Source organism: Variovorax sp. 10L421, from assembly GCF_056395365.1.
The window spans coordinates 22559-39559 of the sequence record NZ_JBFTJJ010000016.1; the positions used below are offsets into that span (position 1 = coordinate 22559).

A 17001-nucleotide genomic window follows, 5' to 3' on the forward strand; every position below is an offset into this window, starting at 1 on the left:
GGAACATGCGGCATCTGAAAGACCTCCCCGTCCTCGTCCTCGGCCTCGGTGCGTCCGGGCTGGCGATGACGCGCTGGTGCGCGCGCCACGGTGCCGTCGTGACCGTGGCCGACACGCGCGAAGCGCCGTCGCTGCTGGCGACGCTGCGGGCGGAACTGCCCGAGGTGGGCTTTGTCGGCGGGCCGTTCTCGGCCGCGCTGGTCGAGGGCACACCGATTCGCGCCGTGTACCGCTCGCCGGGCCTGTCGCCCGAAACCATCGCGCCGGTGGCCGATGCGGCGCGGGCCATGGGCCTGCCGGTCGGTGGCGAACTGGACCTGTTCGCGCGCGCGCTGCTGGATCTGCGCACGGTCGAGGTGCCGGTGGTGGAAGCCGGGCCGGAGCCTGAACCCGAAGCCGCCGCCGAAGCGGAAGCACCGGCCGAGCCCGAAGCTCAGGCGCAGCTGGCGCTGGAGGAGCCTGCGCCGGTTGAAGAAGCGGTCGAACCCCCGGCCCCGGCCGAAGCTGCTGAACCTGTCGAAGCGCAGCCCGAATCGACCGTCCCCGCGATGGCCGAGGCGATGCCGCGCGACCCGTCGATGAGCGTTGCCGCCCCGATGCCGTCGGAAGCTTCGGAGGCCGCACCCGCCGAAGTCATCACGACGACGGAAGCCGTCGAGGCCGAACCTGAGCAGACCGACGGCGCAGTGCAAGCAGCACCGGAGGCGGCGGATGCGCCCAAGGCTGCACCCGCCACCGTCTCCCGCCTCCCGACCACAGGCAAGCCCTACGTCCCGACCGCCGCCAGGGAGGCTGCAGAGTTCGTCGCCAAGATCGCCGAAATCTCCGCCACCAATCCGGCCTCGGCCGCGGTGGAGGAAGAGTCGCCCCAGCTCGAACTGGCGCCTCCCGTCGAGCCCGAAGCGCCAAAGGGCTATACGCCCGCGGTGCTCGCCATCACCGGAACCAACGGCAAGACCACCGTGACCTCGCTCACCGGCCAGCTGATCGAACGCGCGGGCAAGACCGTGGCCGTGGCCGGCAACATTGGCCCGACGCTGCTCGATACGCTGTCCGCGCACATCGATGCCGGCACACTCCCCGACGTGTGGGTGCTCGAACTGTCGAGCTTCCAGCTCGACGGCGTGCAGGGCTTCGAGCCGACCGCTGCGACGGTGCTCAACCTCACGCAGGACCATCTCGACTGGCACGGCGACATGAAGGCTTATGCCGCAGCCAAGGCGCGCATCTTCGGTTCACGGGGCTTGATGATCCTGAACCGTGACGACGACGGCGTGATGGCCATGCTGCCCGCACCCGTCAGGGTCAAGCTGCAGCGCCCGCAGATCCGCACGCACATCACCTTCGGCAGCGCGATGCCGCTGCGCCCGGGCGACTACGGCATCGAGCGCGTCAACGGCATGGCCTGGCTGGTGCGTGCACTGGAGGCCGACGAAACGCAGAAGCGCAAGCGCGGTGCCGTGGTCGAGGAAGAAATCTTCCTGCAGCGACTGATGCCCGCCGATGCGCTGCGCATCCGCGGCCGCCACAACGCCATGAACGCGCTGGCCGCGCTCGCGCTGGCCAGTGCCGCCGACTGCCCGCTGGGCCCGATGCTCTACGGCCTGCGCGAATACCGCGGCGAGCCGCATCGCGTGGAACCCATCGCCATCGTGGACGAGGTCGAGTACTTCGACGACAGCAAGGGCACCAACGTAGGCGCCACCGTGGCCGCGCTGACCGGTCTCGGCGAAGAGCGCCGCGTCGTCGTGATCCTCGGCGGCGAAGGCAAGGGACAGGACTTCGAGCCGCTGGCCGAACCCGTGCGCCAGTACGCGCGCGCCGTGGTGCTCATCGGCCGCGACGCGCCGCTCATCGAAGCCGCGCTGGCACAGACCGGCGTTTCGCTGCTGCATGCCGGCTCGATGGACGAGGCCGTGAAGCTCGCATCCGCACGCGCCAACCCCGGCGATGCCGTGCTGCTGTCACCGGCCTGTGCGAGTTTCGACATGTTCAAGGATTACGCGCACCGCGCCGAGGTGTTCCGCGAGGCCGTGCAGGCCTTCGAGGACAGCCCGCGCGGCATGGGCGATTCGACGGAGGACACGGTTTGAACTCTGCCGCCTCGGGCGCCACGCCCAACGCATCCACCGGCCGCTTCGGCGGCTGGTTCAGGCGCGCCCGCAGCGGGATCGACTCGCTGCCCGTGCACCTGCCTGTGCGGTTGGGCGGCGCCGGCGTCGCGCAGACAAAGGCCACGCCGATGCGCGTGCTGGGTTTCGACCAGGCGCTGGTCTGGGTCACGGTCGCACTGCTGATGTGGGGCCTGGTCATGGTGTATTCGGCCTCCATCGCGCTGCCCGACAACCCGCGCTTTGCGCGCGCCGGCTACAGCGCCTCGTATTTCCTCACGCGGCATGCGGCCTCGGTGATCTTCGCGTTCATCACCGCGCTGCTGGCTTTCCAGATCCCCATGAAGACCTGGGAGCGCGCCGCGCCATGGCTCTTCGTGGCTTCGCTGCTGCTGCTGGTGGCCGTGCTCATTCCGCACATCGGCATCAACGTGAACGGTGCGCGCCGCTGGCTGCCGATGGGCTTCATGCGCTTCCAGCCCTCGGAGCTGGCCAAGCTCGCGATGGTGCTCTACGCCGCCAGCTACATGGTGCGCAAGATGGAGATCAAGGAGCGCTTCTTCCGCGCCGTGCTGCCGATGGGCATCGCGGTGGTGGTGGTCGGCATGCTGGTGATGGCCGAGCCCGACATGGGTGCCTTCATGGTGATCGCGGTGATCGCCATGGGCATCCTGTTCCTGGGCGGCGTGAACGCGCGCATGTTCTTCGTGATCGCCGCGCTGGTGGTGGTGGCCTTCGGCACCATCGTCGCGACCAGCCCGTGGCGCCGCGAACGAATCTTTGCCTACCTCGATCCGTGGAGCGAAGAGCACGCGCTCGGCAAGGGCTACCAGCTGTCGCACTCGCTGATTGCCATCGGGCGCGGCGAGATCTTCGGCGTGGGCCTGGGCGGCAGCGTCGAGAAGCTGCACTGGCTGCCCGAGGCGCACACCGACTTCCTTCTGGCCGTGATCGGCGAGGAATTCGGCCTGGTCGGCGTGCTGCTGATCATCGGCCTGTTCCTCTGGCTCACGCGCCGCATCATGCACATCGGCCGGCAGGCGATCGCGCTCGACCGCGTGTTCTCGGGCCTCGTGGCCCAGGGCGTGGGCGTGTGGCTCGGCTTCCAGACCTTCATCAACATGGGCGTGAATCTCGGTGCGCTGCCGACCAAGGGTCTGACGCTGCCGCTGATGAGCTTCGGCGGCTCGGCCATCCTGATGAACCTGGTGGCGCTGGCCGTGGTGCTGCGCATCGATTACGAAAACCGTGTCCTCATGCGTGGAGGCCGCGTATGACCGGCCGTACCGCACTCGTCATGGCCGGTGGTACCGGTGGCCACATCTTCCCCGGACTCGCGGTGGCCGAGGCCCTGCGCGAGCGCGGCTGGCAGGTGCACTGGCTGGGCGCGCCCGGCAGCATGGAAGAAAAGCTCGTGCCGCCGCGCGGCTTCGCCTTCGAGCCGGTGCAGTTCGGCGGCGTGCGCGGCAAGGGCCCGCTCACGCTGTTCCTGCTGCCGCTGAAGCTGCTGCGCGCCTTCTGGCAGAGCCTGCGCGTGGTGCGCCGCGTGAAGCCCGACGTGCTGGTGGGCCTGGGTGGCTACATCACCTTTCCGGGCGGCATGATGGGCGTGCTGCTCAACAAGCCGCTGGTGCTGCACGAGCAGAACTCGGTGGCCGGCCTCGCCAACAAGGTGCTGGCAGGCGTCGCCGATCGTGTGTTCACGGCCTTCCCGAACGTGCTGAAGAAGGCGCAATGGGTGGGCAATCCGCTGCGCGCGGCGTTTACCTCCAAGCCAGATCCGGCCGTGCGCTTCGCGGGCCGCACCGGGCCGCTCAAATTGTTGGTGGTGGGCGGCAGCCTCGGGGCGCGCGGCCTCAACACCGTGGTGCCGCAGGCGCTGGCCCGCATCGAACCGGCGACGCGCCCGCAGGTGCTGCACCAGAGCGGCGCCAAGCAGATCGACGAGCTGCGCGCCAACTACACGGCGGCCGGCGTCGAAGGCGAGCTCACGCCCTTCATCGAAGACACCGCGCAGGCGTATGCCGACGCCGACATCATCGTCGCGCGCGCCGGTGCCAGTACCGTCACAGAAATCGCGGCCGTCGGCGCAGCAGCGCTGTTCGTGCCTTTCCCCTCGGCGGTCGACGACCACCAGACCACCAACGCGCGCTTCCTCGTGGACGCGGGCGGCGGGTGGCTCGTGCAGCAGACCGACCTCACTCCTGAATTGCTGGCTGATTTGCTACAGAAAACCGGGCGCGACGCGCTGATAGAGAAGGCCGTCAAGGCCAAGACCATGCAGAAGACGAAGGCGGTGGAAGCCGTAGTCCAAGCCTGCGAGGAGCTTGCCAAATGAAGCACGCGATTCGTCACATCCATTTCGTGGGCATCGGCGGCTCTGGCATGAGCGGCATCGCCGAGGTGCTGCTCAACCTGGGCTACAGGATCACGGGCTCCGACCTGTCCGACAGCGCCACGCTGCGCCGGCTCGCGGGCCTGGGCATCGGCACCTTCGTCGGTCACGCTGCTGCGCACATCGACGGGGCCGACGCGGTCGTCACCTCCACCGCCGTGCAGTCGGACAACCCCGAAGTGCTGGCCGCGCGCGAGAAGCGCATTCCGGTCGTGCCGCGCGCGCTGATGCTGGCCGAGCTGATGCGGCTGAAGCAGGGCATCGCCATTGCCGGCACGCATGGCAAGACCACCACCACCAGCCTGGTGGCAAGCGTGCTCGACGCCGCCGGACTCGACCCGACCTTCGTGATCGGCGGGCGCCTGAACAGCGCCGGTGCCAACGCGCAGCTCGGCAGCGGCGACTACATCGTGGTCGAGGCCGACGAGTCGGACGCGTCGTTCCTGAACCTGCTGCCCGTGATGGCGGTGGTCACGAACATCGATGCCGACCATATGGAGACCTACGGGCACGACTTCGCGAAGCTCAAGAAGGCCTTTGTCGATTTCCTGCACCGCATGCCCTTCTACGGCGTGGCCATCCTGTGCACCGACGATCCGGCGGTGCGCGAGATCGTGGCCAACGTGACCTGCCCGGTCACCAGCTACGGCTTCGGCGAGGACGCCCAGGTGCGCGCCGTCGACGTGCGCGCGGTCGGCGGCCAGATGCATTTCACCGCGCAGCGCCGCAATGGCGTGACGCTGCCGGACCTGCCCATCGTGCTGAACCTGCCGGGCGAGCACAACGTGCGCAACGCGCTGTCGGTGATCGCGGTGGCGGTGGAGCTCGGCATTCCCGACGAGGCCGTGCAGCGCGGCCTTGCGGACTTCAAGGGCGTGGGCCGCCGCTTCCAGAGCTACGGCGACGTGGCCGTGCAAGGGGGCCATGCAGCCGGCACCTTCACCGTCATCGACGACTACGGCCATCACCCGGTCGAGATGGCGGCCACCATCGCGGCCGCGCGCGGCGCGTTCCCGGGCCGTCGGCTGGTGCTGGCCTTCCAGCCGCACCGCTACACCCGCACGCGCGACTGCTTCGAGGATTTCGTGAAGGTCATCGGTACCGCCGACTCCGTGCTGCTCGGCGAGGTCTATGCCGCGGGCGAGGCACCCATCGTGGCGGCCGACGGGCGCACGCTGGCGCGCGCGCTGCGCGTGGCCGGCAAGGTCGAGCCGGTGTTCGTCGACGACATCGCGGCCATGCCGCAGGCCATTCTCGACAACGCCCGTCCGGGCGACGTGGTGCTCTCCATGGGCGCCGGGTCCATCGGCGCGGTGCCGGGCAAGGTCGTCGAACTCGGCGCGGCTGTGGCTGCGGCACCCTCAACATCGGAGCGCGGTTCGCGCAAAGGGAGGGCCTCATGAGCCTTCAGAATCCTCAACTCTTCGGCAAGGTTGCCGTGCTGTTCGGCGGCAGTTCCGCCGAACGCGAAATCTCTTTGATGTCGGGCACCGGCGTGCTCGAAGCCCTGCGTTCGCGCGGTGTCGACGCGCACGCCTTCGATCCTTCGCAGCGCGAGCTGGCCGACCTCAAGCGCGAAGGCTTCGCGCGCTGCTTCGTCGCTTTGCATGGCCGCCATGGCGAGGACGGCACCGTGCAGGGCGCGCTCGAACTGCTCGGCATTCCCTACACCGGCTCGGGCGTGATGGCGTCGAGCGTGGCCATGGACAAGGTCATGACCAAGCGCATCTGGCAGGCCGACGGCCTGCCCACACCCAAGTACGTGCGCCTGGCCTTCGACCAGCAAAGCCGCGAGCAGGTCATGGTGGTGCCCGACGTGCTCGGCCTGCCGCTGATCGTGAAGCCACCGCGCGAGGGCTCGTCCATCGGCGTGACCAAGGTCGAGGGCTACTCCCAGATGCAGGACGCGGTCACGCTGTCCGCGAAATACGACGCCGATGTGCTCTGCGAGGAGTTCATCGAGGGCGAGGAAGTGACCTGTGCCGTGCTCGGCCAGGGGCTCGATGCGCGCGCGCTGCCGGTGGTGCGCATCGCCGCGCCCGAGGGCGCCTACGACTACCAGAACAAGTATTTCACCGACGACGTGAAGTACCAATGCCCGAGCGGCCTTCCCGAGGCCGAGGAGCACGAGATCCAGCGCATCACGCTGGCCGCGTACCACACGCTCGGTTGCCGTGGCTGGGGCCGCGCCGACGTGATGATCCGCGCCAGCGACCGCAAGCCATTCCTGCTGGAGATGAACACCTCGCCCGGCATGACCAGCCATTCGCTAGTGCCGATGTCGGCCCGAGCCGCGGGCATCGCGTACGAAGAACTGTGCCTGCGCGTGCTGGCCTCGGCCGCGCTCGACGCCACGGGGGGGGCGCAATAGCCATGGCCGACGGCATCCCCGCTCCCTTCGACGTCAAGCTCATGAACATCGTCGCGAACATTGCCTTCGCGATGGTGGCGCTCATGCTGCTGGCGGCGGGCGCGTGGTGGGTGCTTCGGCAGCCGTTCTTCCCGCTCGCCGGGATCAAGGTGGACGGCGAGGTCACGCACAACAACGCGGTCACGCTGCGCGCCAACGTGGCACCGCAGCTGTCGGGCAACTTCTTCACCATCGACCTGGCGCGCGCGCGTTCCGCCTTCGAGTCCGTGCCGTGGGTGCGCAGCGCGGTGGTGCGGCGCGAGTTTCCGAACAAGCTTCGTGTGACGCTGACCGAGCAGGTGCCGGTGGCCAACTGGGGCGACGAGGCGGGCTCGAAACTGATCAATGGTTTCGGCGACGTGTTCGAGGCCAACGTGGCCGAGGTCGACGACAACCTGCCGCGCCTCGATGGCCCGATCGAACAGGCGGGCCAGGTGCTGGGCATGTACCGCGTGCTGCAGCCGCAGTTCCAGCCCTACGACCTGGCCGTCGACGAGCTCACGCTGTCGAGCCGGGGCAGCTGGAAGGTGGTGCTCGACAGCGGCGCAGAGATTGAACTCGGCCGCGGCCAGAGCGAGGAGGTGACGGCCCGCCTGCAGCGGTTCCTGAAGACCGTGACCCAGGTCGCGGGGCAGTACCGCCGCACGATGGCCGACGTCGAGGGCGCCGATCTGCGCCACAACGACGCGTATGCACTGCGGCTGCGCGGCGTCACCACGGTCTCGCCAGAGGCCCCAAGAAAAATCAAGTAGCGAATACCGAGAAATCGAGGACATATCAATGCCCAAAGAATACAAAGACCTGGTCGTAGGACTCGACATCGGCACCGCCAAAGTGATGGTGGTGGTGGCCGAGGTGCTACCCGGTGGCGAGCTCAAGCTGGCCGGCCTCGGCATCGCGCCGAGCAATGGGCTCAAGCGCGGCGTGGTGGTGAACATCGACGCCACGGTGCAGAGCATCCAGCAGGCGTTGAAAGAGGCCGAGCTGATGGCCGACTGCAAGATCAGCCGCGTCTACACCGGCATCACCGGCAGCCATATCCGCGGCATCAATTCCAGCGGCATGGTGGCGGTGAAGGACAAGGAAGTGACGCCCGCCGACGTGGCCCGCGTGGTGGAGACGGCGCGCGCCATCAACATCTCGAGCGACCAGCGCCTGCTGCTGGTGGAGCCGCAGGAGTTTGTGATCGACGGCCAGGACGTGAAGGAGCCGATCGGCATGAGCGGCATGCGGCTCGAAGCCAAGGTGCACATCGTGACCGGCGCTCAGAGCGCGGCCGAGAACATCATCAAGTGCGTGCGCCGCTGCGGCCTCGAGGTCGACCAGCTGATGCTGAACCCGCTGGCCTCGAGCCAGGCGGTGCTGACGGAAGATGAACGCGAACTGGGCGTGGTGCTGGTCGACATCGGCGCGGGCACCACCGACGTGGCGATCTTCACCAACGGCGCGATCCGCCACACGGCCGTGATCCCGATCGCGGGCGACCTCATCACGAGCGACATCGCGATGGCGCTGCGCACGCCGACGAAGGACGCGGAAGACATCAAGGTCGAAAACGGCTATGCCAAGCAGCTGCTGGCCGACCCCGACACGCAGGTCGAAGTGCCGGGCCTGGGCGATCGCGGCCCGCGCATGCTGAGCAAGCAGGCGCTGGCCGGCGTGATCGAGCCGCGCATCGAAGAGATCTTCTCGCTGGTGCAGCAGGTGGTGCGCGAGTCGGGCTACGAGGAAGTGCTGTCGTCGGGCGTGGTGCTCACGGGTGGCAGCGCGGTGATGCCGGGCATGGTCGAGCTTGGGGAAGACATCTTCCTGAAGCCTGTGCGGCGCGGCATTCCGAAGTATTCGAGCGCGTTGTCCGACATGGTCGCGCAGCCCCGTGCGGCGACAGTCATGGGTCTGCTCGAAGAAGCTCGCTTCGCGCGCATGCGCGGCTTCAAGGTCGCGCAGAAGAATGGGTCGGTAAAGACTGCATTCGGACGTTTCAAGGACTTCATCGTGGGGAACTTCTGACCATGATCCATTCCCCACTCTGGCTCGCGCGTGGAAGCCCTCCATTGCATTTCAACGAGCGATGGCGGCGCACAGGTCCACCATCGTGACGGTCTCATCGTTGATCCCGTCACGGCACAAGAAAAATTCATAGATACACAACGGCAACTGCAAGATTCAAGGAGTTAAAAATGACCATCGAAATGATCGAAGTCGAAGAGTTCAACCAGGGCACGCAGATCAAGGTGATCGGTGTCGGCGGTGGCGGCGGCAACGCGGTCGCCCACATGATGGAACGCGGCGTGCAGGGCGTTCAGTTCGTCTGCGCGAACACTGACGCACAGGCACTGCAGCGCAGCAGCGCGCACAAGATCATCCAGCTCGGCACCAGCGGCCTGGGCGCCGGCAGCAAGCCCGACAAGGGCCGTGAAGCGGCCGAGCTCGCGGTGGACGACATCCGCGCGGCCATCGACGGCGCACACATGCTGTTCATCACGGCCGGCATGGGCGGCGGCACCGGCACCGGCGCCGCTCCCGTGATCGCGCGCGTCGCGAAGGAAATGGGCATCCTCACCGTGGGCGTGGTGACCAAGCCCTTCGACTGGGAAGGCGGCCGTCGCATGACCAACGCCGACGCCGGGCTGGCCGAACTCGAAGCCAACGTCGACTCGCTGATCGTGGTGCTCAACGAGAAGCTGCTCGACGTCCTGGGCGAGGACATCACCCAGGACGAAGCCTTCGCGCACGCCAACGACGTGCTGAAGAACGCCGTGGGCGGCATCTCGGAAATCATCAACGAGTACGGCGGCGTCAACGTCGACTTCGAAGACGTGCGCACCGTGATGGGCGAACCCGGCAAGGCCATGATGGGCACGGCCGCCGCCGCGGGCCCGGACCGCGCGCGCATCGCCGCCGAACAGGCCGTGGCCTGCCCGCTGCTCGAAGGCATCGACCTCTCGGGCGCCAAGGGCGTGCTGGTGCTGGTGACGGCGTCGAAGGGTTCGCTGAAGCTGAACGAGTCGAAGCTCGCGATGAACACCATCCGCGCCTACGCTTCGCCGGACGCGCACGTGATCTACGGCGCCGCCTACGACGACAGCCTCGGCGACCAGATGCGCGTGACCGTGGTGGCCACCGGCCTCTCGCGTGCCGATGCCCGCCGTCAGGCCCCCACGCTCGAAGTGATCCGCACCGGTACCGACAACATCCCGTTCACCGTGCCGACGCTCGGTGGCATGGGTCATGCCGGTGGCAGCGGCAGCCAGCCCAACTACGACGGCATGGCCGTTCCCAGCGTGTGGCGCACCAACCGCACGATGGCCGCCGCGAAGGTGGACGCGCTGTCTTCGGGCGGCATGGACGACTTCGAGATCCCGGCCTTCCTGCGCCGCCAGGCCGACTGATATCGGCTCGCCCCCAGGCTGCGCGCACTTCGTGTCGCTTCGCCTTCCCCCTGCCGGGGGCAACACCTGAGGACCGGCGGAGCCGGATCCTCGGTGTTTCGCGAAGCGGCCTATAGACGCAGAGGGCACGAAGGTTCGCAAGGGGCGCAGGGGGGACCTGAAAGGGACTTCCCCTGACCCTAGGCGCTGCGTTCACTTCGTGCCCCTTGCGTCCATCGTCGGGGCTTTAATGGATAGGACCCATGTCTATCGGTGCCATAGCGAAGGGCCTAGGGGCCCACGCCCGGCGCGCGCCTAAAATCCCCGGCGTGCTGCAACAACGAACCCTCAAGTCGATCAGCCGCGCCGTGGGCGTGGGGCTTCACAGCGGCCAACGCGTGGAGCTGACCCTGCGTCCGGCCCCGGCTGACACGGGCATCGTGTTCCGCCGCGTCGACCTGCCGGAGCCGGTCGAGATCCGCATGACCGCCGAGTCGGTCACCGACACGCGTCTCGCGTCCACGGTCTCCACCGGCGGCGCGAAGGTGCAGACCGTCGAGCACATCATGTCCGCCTGCGCGGGCCTGGGCATCGACAACCTCTACATCGACATCACGGCCGACGAAGTGCCGATCCTCGACGGGTCGGCCTCGTCCTTCGTGTTCCTGCTGCAAAGCGCGGGCATCGCGCTGCAGAAGGCGCCGCGCCGCTTCATCCGCGTGACCCGCAAGGTCGAGGTGCGCGAGGGCGAAGGCGCCAACGAGAAATGGGCGAGCCTGGAGCCATACCACGGCTACAAGCTGAGCTTCGAGATCGACTTCGACCACCGCGTCGTCAACTCCACCGGCCAGCGCGTGGAGTTCGACCTGGGCACCGATTCATACAGCCGCGACATCGCGCGTGCGCGCACCTTCGGTTTCACCAAGGAGGTCGAGTACATGCGCAGCAAGGGCCTCGCGCTCGGCGGCGGGCTGGACAACGCCATCGTGATGGACGACACCAAGGTGCTCAATGCCGGCGGCCTGCGCTATGACGACGAGTTCGTGAAGCACAAGATCCTCGACGCGATGGGCGACCTCTACATCATCGGCAAGCCGCTGCTGGCGGCCTACACCGCGTTCCGCTCGGGCCATGCGCTCAACAACAAGCTGCTGCGCGAACTGCTCTCGCACAGCGACGCCTACGAAGTCGTGACCTTCGACGACGAGAAGCGCGCGCCACGCGGTTTCGGCGAAGTCGCCCGCGCCTGGTAGGCGTCGCCCCGACGATGCTTCTTTTCCGCTGGGCCATCCTGCTGCTTCTGCTGGTGGCGGGCGTGTGCTTCGCGTTCTATGCGGGCACGGGGCAGGCCAGGTACCGGCGCATCGGATGGATCGTGTTGAAGTGGACGCTGCTCGCGGCGTTCGGCTTCTTCGCGGTGCTGATCGCCGAACGCGTCGTGTAGTTGGGCTCGCCCCCAGGCTTCGTGCATTGGCCCGTCAGGTGGCCAGCGCCTGCAACGCCTGCACCTGTTGCGCGAGCAGCGGTCCCTTGCGGTGTGTGGGCACCAGCAGCATGACTGTGTCGCCGACTGCTTTCGGCCTGCCCCAGGGCGCATGCAGCTTGCCTTGCGCAAGCATTGGCGCAACCAGCCGCTCGCGACCCATCAGCACGCCTTCGCCATCGAGCGCGGCCTGCAGTGCGAGGCTGTAGAGCGAGAAGTCGGGGCCGGCCGCGAGCGCGTCGGCTTCGATCGCCGTGGTGCCGGGCCGCACGGCTTGCAGCCAGCGCGGCCAGTCGTCGCGCCAGACGGTGTCGTGCAGGCCGCCGCAGCGCGCCAGCAGTTCCGTCAGGTCATCGAGGGAGCGCGGCCTGCCGCTGGGCGATGGCTGCTGCAGGCGCGGGCTGCACACCGGCAGCAGCCGGTCGCGTACCAGCGGGATCGCCTGCGCGCCAACGGCTGTTTCGATGTGCTCGCCGGCCCGTGCATAGAACAGCCCGAGATCGAAGGGCTCGCGGCGGAAATTCGGCGGCTGCTCCAACGCCGTGACCGACACCTGTACGCCGGGCAGCGCGGCCTTCAGCCGGGAGAGCCGCGGCGACAGCCAAAGCTGCGCCACGGCCGGCAGCGCAGCCACCTGCAGCGTGCTGCGGCGCGCGGCGGTCTGGGTCTCGTGGCGCAGTGCCTGCACCGCAAGGCCGAGCTGATCGACGGCCGCGCTGAGGGCAGGCAAGGCACGCCGCCCGTGCGGGCTGAGGCGAATGCCCTGGCTGTGCCGCTCGAACAGTGCGCCGCCGGCCCAGGTTTCCAGCGCCTTGATCTGCTGCGCGACGGCGGCCGGCGTGACGAACAGTTCTTCGGCCGCGCGCGCGAAGCTGCCGTGGCGCGCGGCCGCCTCGAAAGCGCGCACGGCCGTGTGCGGCGGCAGGCGAGGGCGGGGCGGTGCGAGCGGCATGCGAGGATCTTCCAGGCCAAGTTTTTCCAGGGCTCAGGCCTAGATTATCCGGTTTGCCCGGCCGCGCACTGCAGGCGACGATGCGCCCATCCATCACTTCCAGCGAGATCCACCGCATGCCCGCCGCCCTGCAACGCCGCCCCTGGGTTCCCGCCGCCAGCGAAGACCACGTGCTTTCCATTGCCGCCGACGCCGCCGCGCGCGATGCGGCGGGCGTCGCCACCGAGATCGAGCGGCTGGTGGCCGACAACCACCGCATCCACGACATCGACGGGCTGAATCTCAACCCCGCTACCAACGTGATGAACCCAGCCGCCGAGGCGCTGCTGTCGCGCGGGCTCGGCTCGCGCCCCTCGCTCGGCTATCCGGGCGACAAGTACGAGATGGGATTGGAGGCCATCGAGCGGATCGAGGTCGTCGCCGCCGAACTCGCGGCTGAGGTCTTCGGCGCGAAGTTCGCCGAAGTGCGCGTGAGTTCCGGCGCGCTGTCGAATCTCTACGTGTTCATGGCGACTTGCCAGCCTGGCGACACGATCATCGTGCCGCCGCCCAGCATCGGCGGCCACGTCACGCACCATGCGGCGGGCGCGGCCGGGCTCTATGGCCTGAAGCCGGTTTCCGCGCCCGTCGATGCCGATGGCTATACGGTCGATACCATCGCGCTGGCCAGGCTGGCGCGCGAAGTGAAGCCGAAGCTCATCACCATCGGCGGCAGCCTGAACCTGTTTCCGCATCCGGTGCCCGAGATCCGCGAGATCGCCGATGGCGTGGGCGCGAAGCTGCTGTTCGACGCGGCGCACCTCTCGGGCATGGTGGCCGGCAAGGCGTGGCCGCAGCCGCTCGAACAGGGTGCGCATGCGATCACCATGAGCACCTACAAGAGCCTGGGCGGCCCGGTGGGTGGCCTGATCGTGTCGAATGACGCGGCGCTGATGGAGCGCATCGACGCCATCGCATACCCCGGCCTCACGGCCAATTCGGATGCGGGCCGCACGGCCGCGCTGGCCCGCGGGCTGCTCGACTGGAAGGCGCATGGCGCAGCCTATGCAGCTGCCATGCGCGAGACCGCGCAGGCACTGGCGCGCGCGCTCGATGCGCAAGGCCTGCCCGTGTTCGCGAAGGCGCGCGGCTTCACGCAGTCGCACCAGCTTGCGGTTGAAGCAGCGCGCTGGGGCGGCGGGCAGCATGCGGCGAAGAAGCTCGCGCGAGGCGGCCTGCTGGCCTGCGGCATCGGCCTGCCGATCGCGCCCGTGGAGGGCGACATCAATGGCCTGCGGCTCGGCGTGCCCGAGATCGTGCGCCTGGGCTTCACGCCCGACGACATGCCGCAGCTTGCCGACTGGATCGCGCGTGCACTCGAAGGCGATGCGGCGTGCGTGGCCGCCGAAGTGCGCGAGCGCCGCACGCGGCTCGGCGAGTTGCGCTACATCGTGCGCTGACTCAGCGCGAACGCCCTTGCCGGTAGGTGCCGGCGTGGGTCTTCGACAGCTGGGCCGCTTCCGCGAGCCGCGCCATCGAGCGCCCCACCTGCGCATGCGTGATGGCGATGCCCAGCGCGTCCGCCGCATCGGCGCCCGGCAGGCCCGGCAGGTCGAGCAGCCGCCGCACCATCTCCTGCACCTGCGCCTTGGCGGCCTGGCCGTGGCCCGCCACGGCCTTCTTCATCTGCAGCGCGGTGTACTCGGCTACCGAGAGGTTGTTGCTGACCAGCGCGGTCACGCAGGCACCGCGCGCCTGCCCCAGCAGCAGCGTCGACTGCGGGTTGACATTGACGAAAATGATCTCGACCGCCGACGCATCGGGCTGGTAGCGCGACGTGATCTCCGCGATGCCGTCGAACAGCACCTTCAGGCGCGCCGGCAGGTTGCCGGTGCCCAGGTGCCGGGTGCTGATGGTGCCGCTGGCCACGTAGCGCAGCGCATGGCCGTCCGCGTCGACCACGCCGAAACCGGTGGTCTGCAAGCCGGGGTCGATGCCAAGAATGCGCATGAGAGAAACGAAAGGCCTACGCCCGAGCAAAGAGGAGAGAGAAGGACCGAGCCAGCGCTGGAAAGCCGCGCGATCGCGGGCAGAATCCGTGCCGATTCGTACAGTCTGCCCCGCTTCCCGCAGGGCACGCCACACAAGGAAGCGAATGTGAATGTAGTCGAGTCCTCCGCGCAGCGGCAACTGGACGAGGCGCAAGCCTTGCTCGAACGCCTGCAGCACCCCGCTGAACGCGCAGCCGCGAGCTTCCGGCGCGTCGAACTGCTCAACGACCTGGGCCGCCGCGACGAGGCGCTGGCCGGCTGCACCCGGCTGCTCAACGAATTCGCGGCCATGCCCGAGGCCGGCGTGGTCGTGCCCTGCTGCCAGGCGCTGCGCCTGCTGGCGCACATGCTGCGCCAGATGCACCGCCCCGCCGATGCGCTCGCCACCCTCGACCGCCTGATCGCCGCGCACGGCCAGCGCGGCGAGCCAGGGATCCGCGAGCACATCGCCCATGCGCTGTACCAGCGCACCTGGTGGATCGACGAGCCCGCGGCGCGCTGCGAGGCCTGCGACGCCATGAGCGAACTGCTCGACAGCCAGCCCGATGCCGCGCTCGACGCCTGGCGCGCGGAGGCCCGGCTGCTCAAGGCCGAGATCGAACATCACCGCGGCCTGCCGCAGGACGCACTGGCCACGCTCGATGCGGTAATCGAGCGCTTCGACGGCAGCACCGACCCGGGCGTGGTGCTGCGCGTGGCGCGCGCGCGCCTGGCCTCGGTGCTGAACCTGCGCGAGCTGGCGCAGCATGCGCAGGCCCAGGTGATGTGCCTGGCGGTGGCCGACCAGATCGAGGCCGGCCTTGAGGACGCGGCGCCCGAGCTGCGCATCGAGGGCGTGCGGGCGCTGACCCTGTTCTTTGACGGGTTCGGCATCGACGAGCATGCGAACCGCGCCGAGCTGGTCGACTGGCTGCTCGAGCGCTACGGCCGCGATGCCTCGGCGCAGGTACGCCGCATGGCCGTGCGCCGTGCCTACGACTGGTCGGTGGGCCTGCGCGAGCAGGATGACGGGGAGGCCGCGCTGGCCGCCTGCGAGCGGTTGCTCGCCACCTTCGGCGCAGACTCCGATGCCGGGGTGCAGCGCACCGTGGCGGGCGCGCTGCTCAACAAGGGCTTCGTGCTGCTCGAACGGCTCGGCCGGGCCGAAGAGGCGCTCGCCGTGTACGAGCAGCTCGCGAAGCAATTGCGGGGCGCTCTCACGCCCGAGCTGCAGGACACCCTGGACAAGGCCACCGCCGGCCGCCAGGCCTGCCTGAAGCGGCTGCGCAAGGCCGATGCCGCCGGCAACCTGCCGGAACTGCCGTCCGAGCTGCGCGACGAAGTGCGCGACAAGGTCAGGCAGGGCCGCAAGCATGGCGATGCCGGCGAATCGAACGAGGCCATCGCGCTGTTCGACGAGGTGCTGGCCGCGCATGGCGCGTCGCCGCACCCCGAGCTGCGCCGGCAGTGCGCGCGGGCGCTGGTCCACAAGGCCTTTTGCCTGGTCGCGCTGGAGCGCTTCGCCGAAGTGGTCGTTGCCGCCGATGCGATGGACGCGCGCTACGGCGCCGACCCGTCCACGGAGATGCAGGAGACCGTCGCGCTGTGCCTGCAATACAAGAGCACCGCGCTCGACCGCCTCGGCCTGCACGACGACGGGATGCGGGTGCACGACCAGATCGTCGCGCGCTGGGGCAACTCCGAGTTGCCGGACCTGCGCGGGCGCGTGGTCGGTGCGCTGTTCCGCAAGGGCGCCACGCTGCGCCAGACCGGCCAGCTCAAGGCGGCCGTGGACTGCTACGACGAGGCCATCGCTCGCACCACCGGTGCGAGGGAAGGCACGCTGCAGCTGTGGGCCGCCAAGTCGATGATCAACAAGGCCAAGGCGCTCGACAAGCTCGGCGATCCCGTGGGGCAGGCCAAGGCGTATCGCGCGCTCATTGCGCGCTTCGGCGATACAGGCGATGCCGCACTGCGCGAACGCGTCGCCAATGCCTGCGAATGGCTGGCCGAGGCCGAGGGCCGGCAGGGTCGCGTCGAGGCGCAGCGCGCGGCGCTCGAAGCCGCGCTGGGGCGCTTCGGCACGGCGTTGTCGGCCGAGCAGCGCGCGCGCCTCATGCGCGAGCTGCAGGCGCTGAAGGCCAGGGCGTTCGGCCGAAAGGCCAAGGAGGCCTTCGACCGCGTGGTGCGACGCAAGGCCTGAGCGAGGTCACCCGACACTCGAATCTGAACTGTCTCCGGAGTTCTTTCAGGAATACCGCGGAACCGGC

At 68.8% G+C, this 17001-nt stretch carries 14 protein-coding genes; 12 read left to right on the plus strand and 2 right to left on the minus strand.

The window, feature by feature from the left end; all coding sequences use genetic code 11:
• The first annotated feature begins 5 nt into the window (after nucleotides 1–5).
• The 10 genes from murD to AC1DFC_RS19845 all read left to right on the plus strand — a co-directional run bounded on the left by murD (nucleotide 6) and on the right by AC1DFC_RS19845 (nucleotide 11731).
• Nucleotides 6–2093 (plus strand): UDP-N-acetylmuramoyl-L-alanine--D-glutamate ligase, encoded by a 2088-nt coding sequence (gene murD / locus AC1DFC_RS19800; protein WP_478179851.1) that lies wholly within the window; start codon nucleotides 6–8, stop codon nucleotides 2091–2093.
• A complete protein-coding gene (gene ftsW, locus AC1DFC_RS19805; protein ID WP_007832450.1) occupies nucleotides 2090–3388 on the plus strand; it encodes a putative lipid II flippase FtsW in 1299 nt (432 codons plus the stop codon). The genes murD and ftsW overlap by 4 nt, the downstream gene beginning before the upstream one ends.
• Nucleotides 3385–4449 (plus strand): undecaprenyldiphospho-muramoylpentapeptide beta-N-acetylglucosaminyltransferase, encoded by a 1065-nt coding sequence (murG, locus tag AC1DFC_RS19810; protein ID WP_007832448.1) that lies wholly within the window; start codon nucleotides 3385–3387, stop codon nucleotides 4447–4449. Before ftsW ends, murG begins: the two co-directional genes overlap by 4 nt.
• Nucleotides 4446–5909 carry a UDP-N-acetylmuramate--L-alanine ligase gene (gene murC / locus AC1DFC_RS19815; protein WP_007832447.1) on the plus strand — a complete coding sequence of 488 codons (1464 nt, stop codon included), beginning with the start codon at nucleotides 4446–4448 and terminating at the stop codon, nucleotides 5907–5909. The genes murG and murC overlap by 4 nt, the downstream gene beginning before the upstream one ends.
• Nucleotides 5906–6877 (plus strand): D-alanine--D-alanine ligase, encoded by a 972-nt coding sequence (locus AC1DFC_RS19820; protein WP_007832446.1) that lies wholly within the window; start codon nucleotides 5906–5908, stop codon nucleotides 6875–6877. The genes murC and AC1DFC_RS19820 overlap by 4 nt, the downstream gene beginning before the upstream one ends.
• Nucleotides 6878–6879: 2 nt before the next feature.
• Nucleotides 6880–7668, plus strand: a complete 789-nt coding sequence (locus AC1DFC_RS19825; RefSeq protein WP_007832445.1) for a cell division protein FtsQ/DivIB — start codon at nucleotides 6880–6882, stop codon at nucleotides 7666–7668.
• 28 nt (nucleotides 7669–7696) lie between these two features.
• Nucleotides 7697–8926, plus strand: coding sequence for a cell division protein FtsA (ftsA, locus tag AC1DFC_RS19830; protein ID WP_007832444.1), 1230 nt, complete (start codon nucleotides 7697–7699; stop codon nucleotides 8924–8926).
• A gap of 170 nt (nucleotides 8927–9096) precedes the next feature.
• A complete protein-coding gene (gene ftsZ, locus AC1DFC_RS19835; RefSeq protein WP_007832443.1) occupies nucleotides 9097–10308 on the plus strand; it encodes a cell division protein FtsZ in 1212 nt (403 codons plus the stop codon).
• A gap of 308 nt (nucleotides 10309–10616) precedes the next feature.
• Nucleotides 10617–11540: a UDP-3-O-acyl-N-acetylglucosamine deacetylase gene (gene lpxC / locus AC1DFC_RS19840; protein ID WP_042673244.1), complete on the plus strand. Its 924-nt coding sequence runs from the start codon at nucleotides 10617–10619 to the stop codon at nucleotides 11538–11540.
• Nucleotides 11541–11554: 14 nt separating this feature from the next.
• On the plus strand, nucleotides 11555–11731 hold the full coding sequence (locus tag AC1DFC_RS19845; RefSeq protein ID WP_007832441.1) for a hypothetical protein: 177 nt from the start codon (nucleotides 11555–11557) through the stop codon (nucleotides 11729–11731).
• A gap of 34 nt (nucleotides 11732–11765) precedes the next feature.
• On the opposite strand, the gene AC1DFC_RS19850 is transcribed toward AC1DFC_RS19845, so the two are convergent.
• Nucleotides 11766–12722: a LysR family transcriptional regulator gene (locus tag AC1DFC_RS19850; protein WP_007832440.1), complete on the minus strand. Its 957-nt coding sequence runs from the start codon at nucleotides 12720–12722 to the stop codon at nucleotides 11766–11768.
• A 116-nt stretch (nucleotides 12723–12838) separates the two neighbouring features.
• Between AC1DFC_RS19850 and AC1DFC_RS19855 the strand changes: the two genes are divergently transcribed.
• Nucleotides 12839–14161 carry a serine hydroxymethyltransferase gene (locus AC1DFC_RS19855; RefSeq protein ID WP_413333404.1) on the plus strand — a complete coding sequence of 441 codons (1323 nt, stop codon included), beginning with the start codon at nucleotides 12839–12841 and terminating at the stop codon, nucleotides 14159–14161.
• A 1-nt stretch (nucleotide 14162) separates the two neighbouring features.
• Here the strand turns inward: AC1DFC_RS19855 and ruvC are convergent, their stop codons facing one another.
• Nucleotides 14163–14711, minus strand: a complete 549-nt coding sequence (gene ruvC, locus AC1DFC_RS19860) for a crossover junction endodeoxyribonuclease RuvC (RefSeq protein WP_007832433.1) — start codon at nucleotides 14709–14711, stop codon at nucleotides 14163–14165.
• 147 nt (nucleotides 14712–14858) lie between these two features.
• Between ruvC and AC1DFC_RS19865 the strand changes: the two genes are divergently transcribed.
• Complete coding sequence (locus tag AC1DFC_RS19865) at nucleotides 14859–16934, plus strand: ATP-binding protein (RefSeq protein ID WP_478179852.1); 2076 nt, start codon at nucleotides 14859–14861, stop codon at nucleotides 16932–16934.
• The last annotated feature ends 67 nt before the right edge of the window (nucleotides 16935–17001 follow it).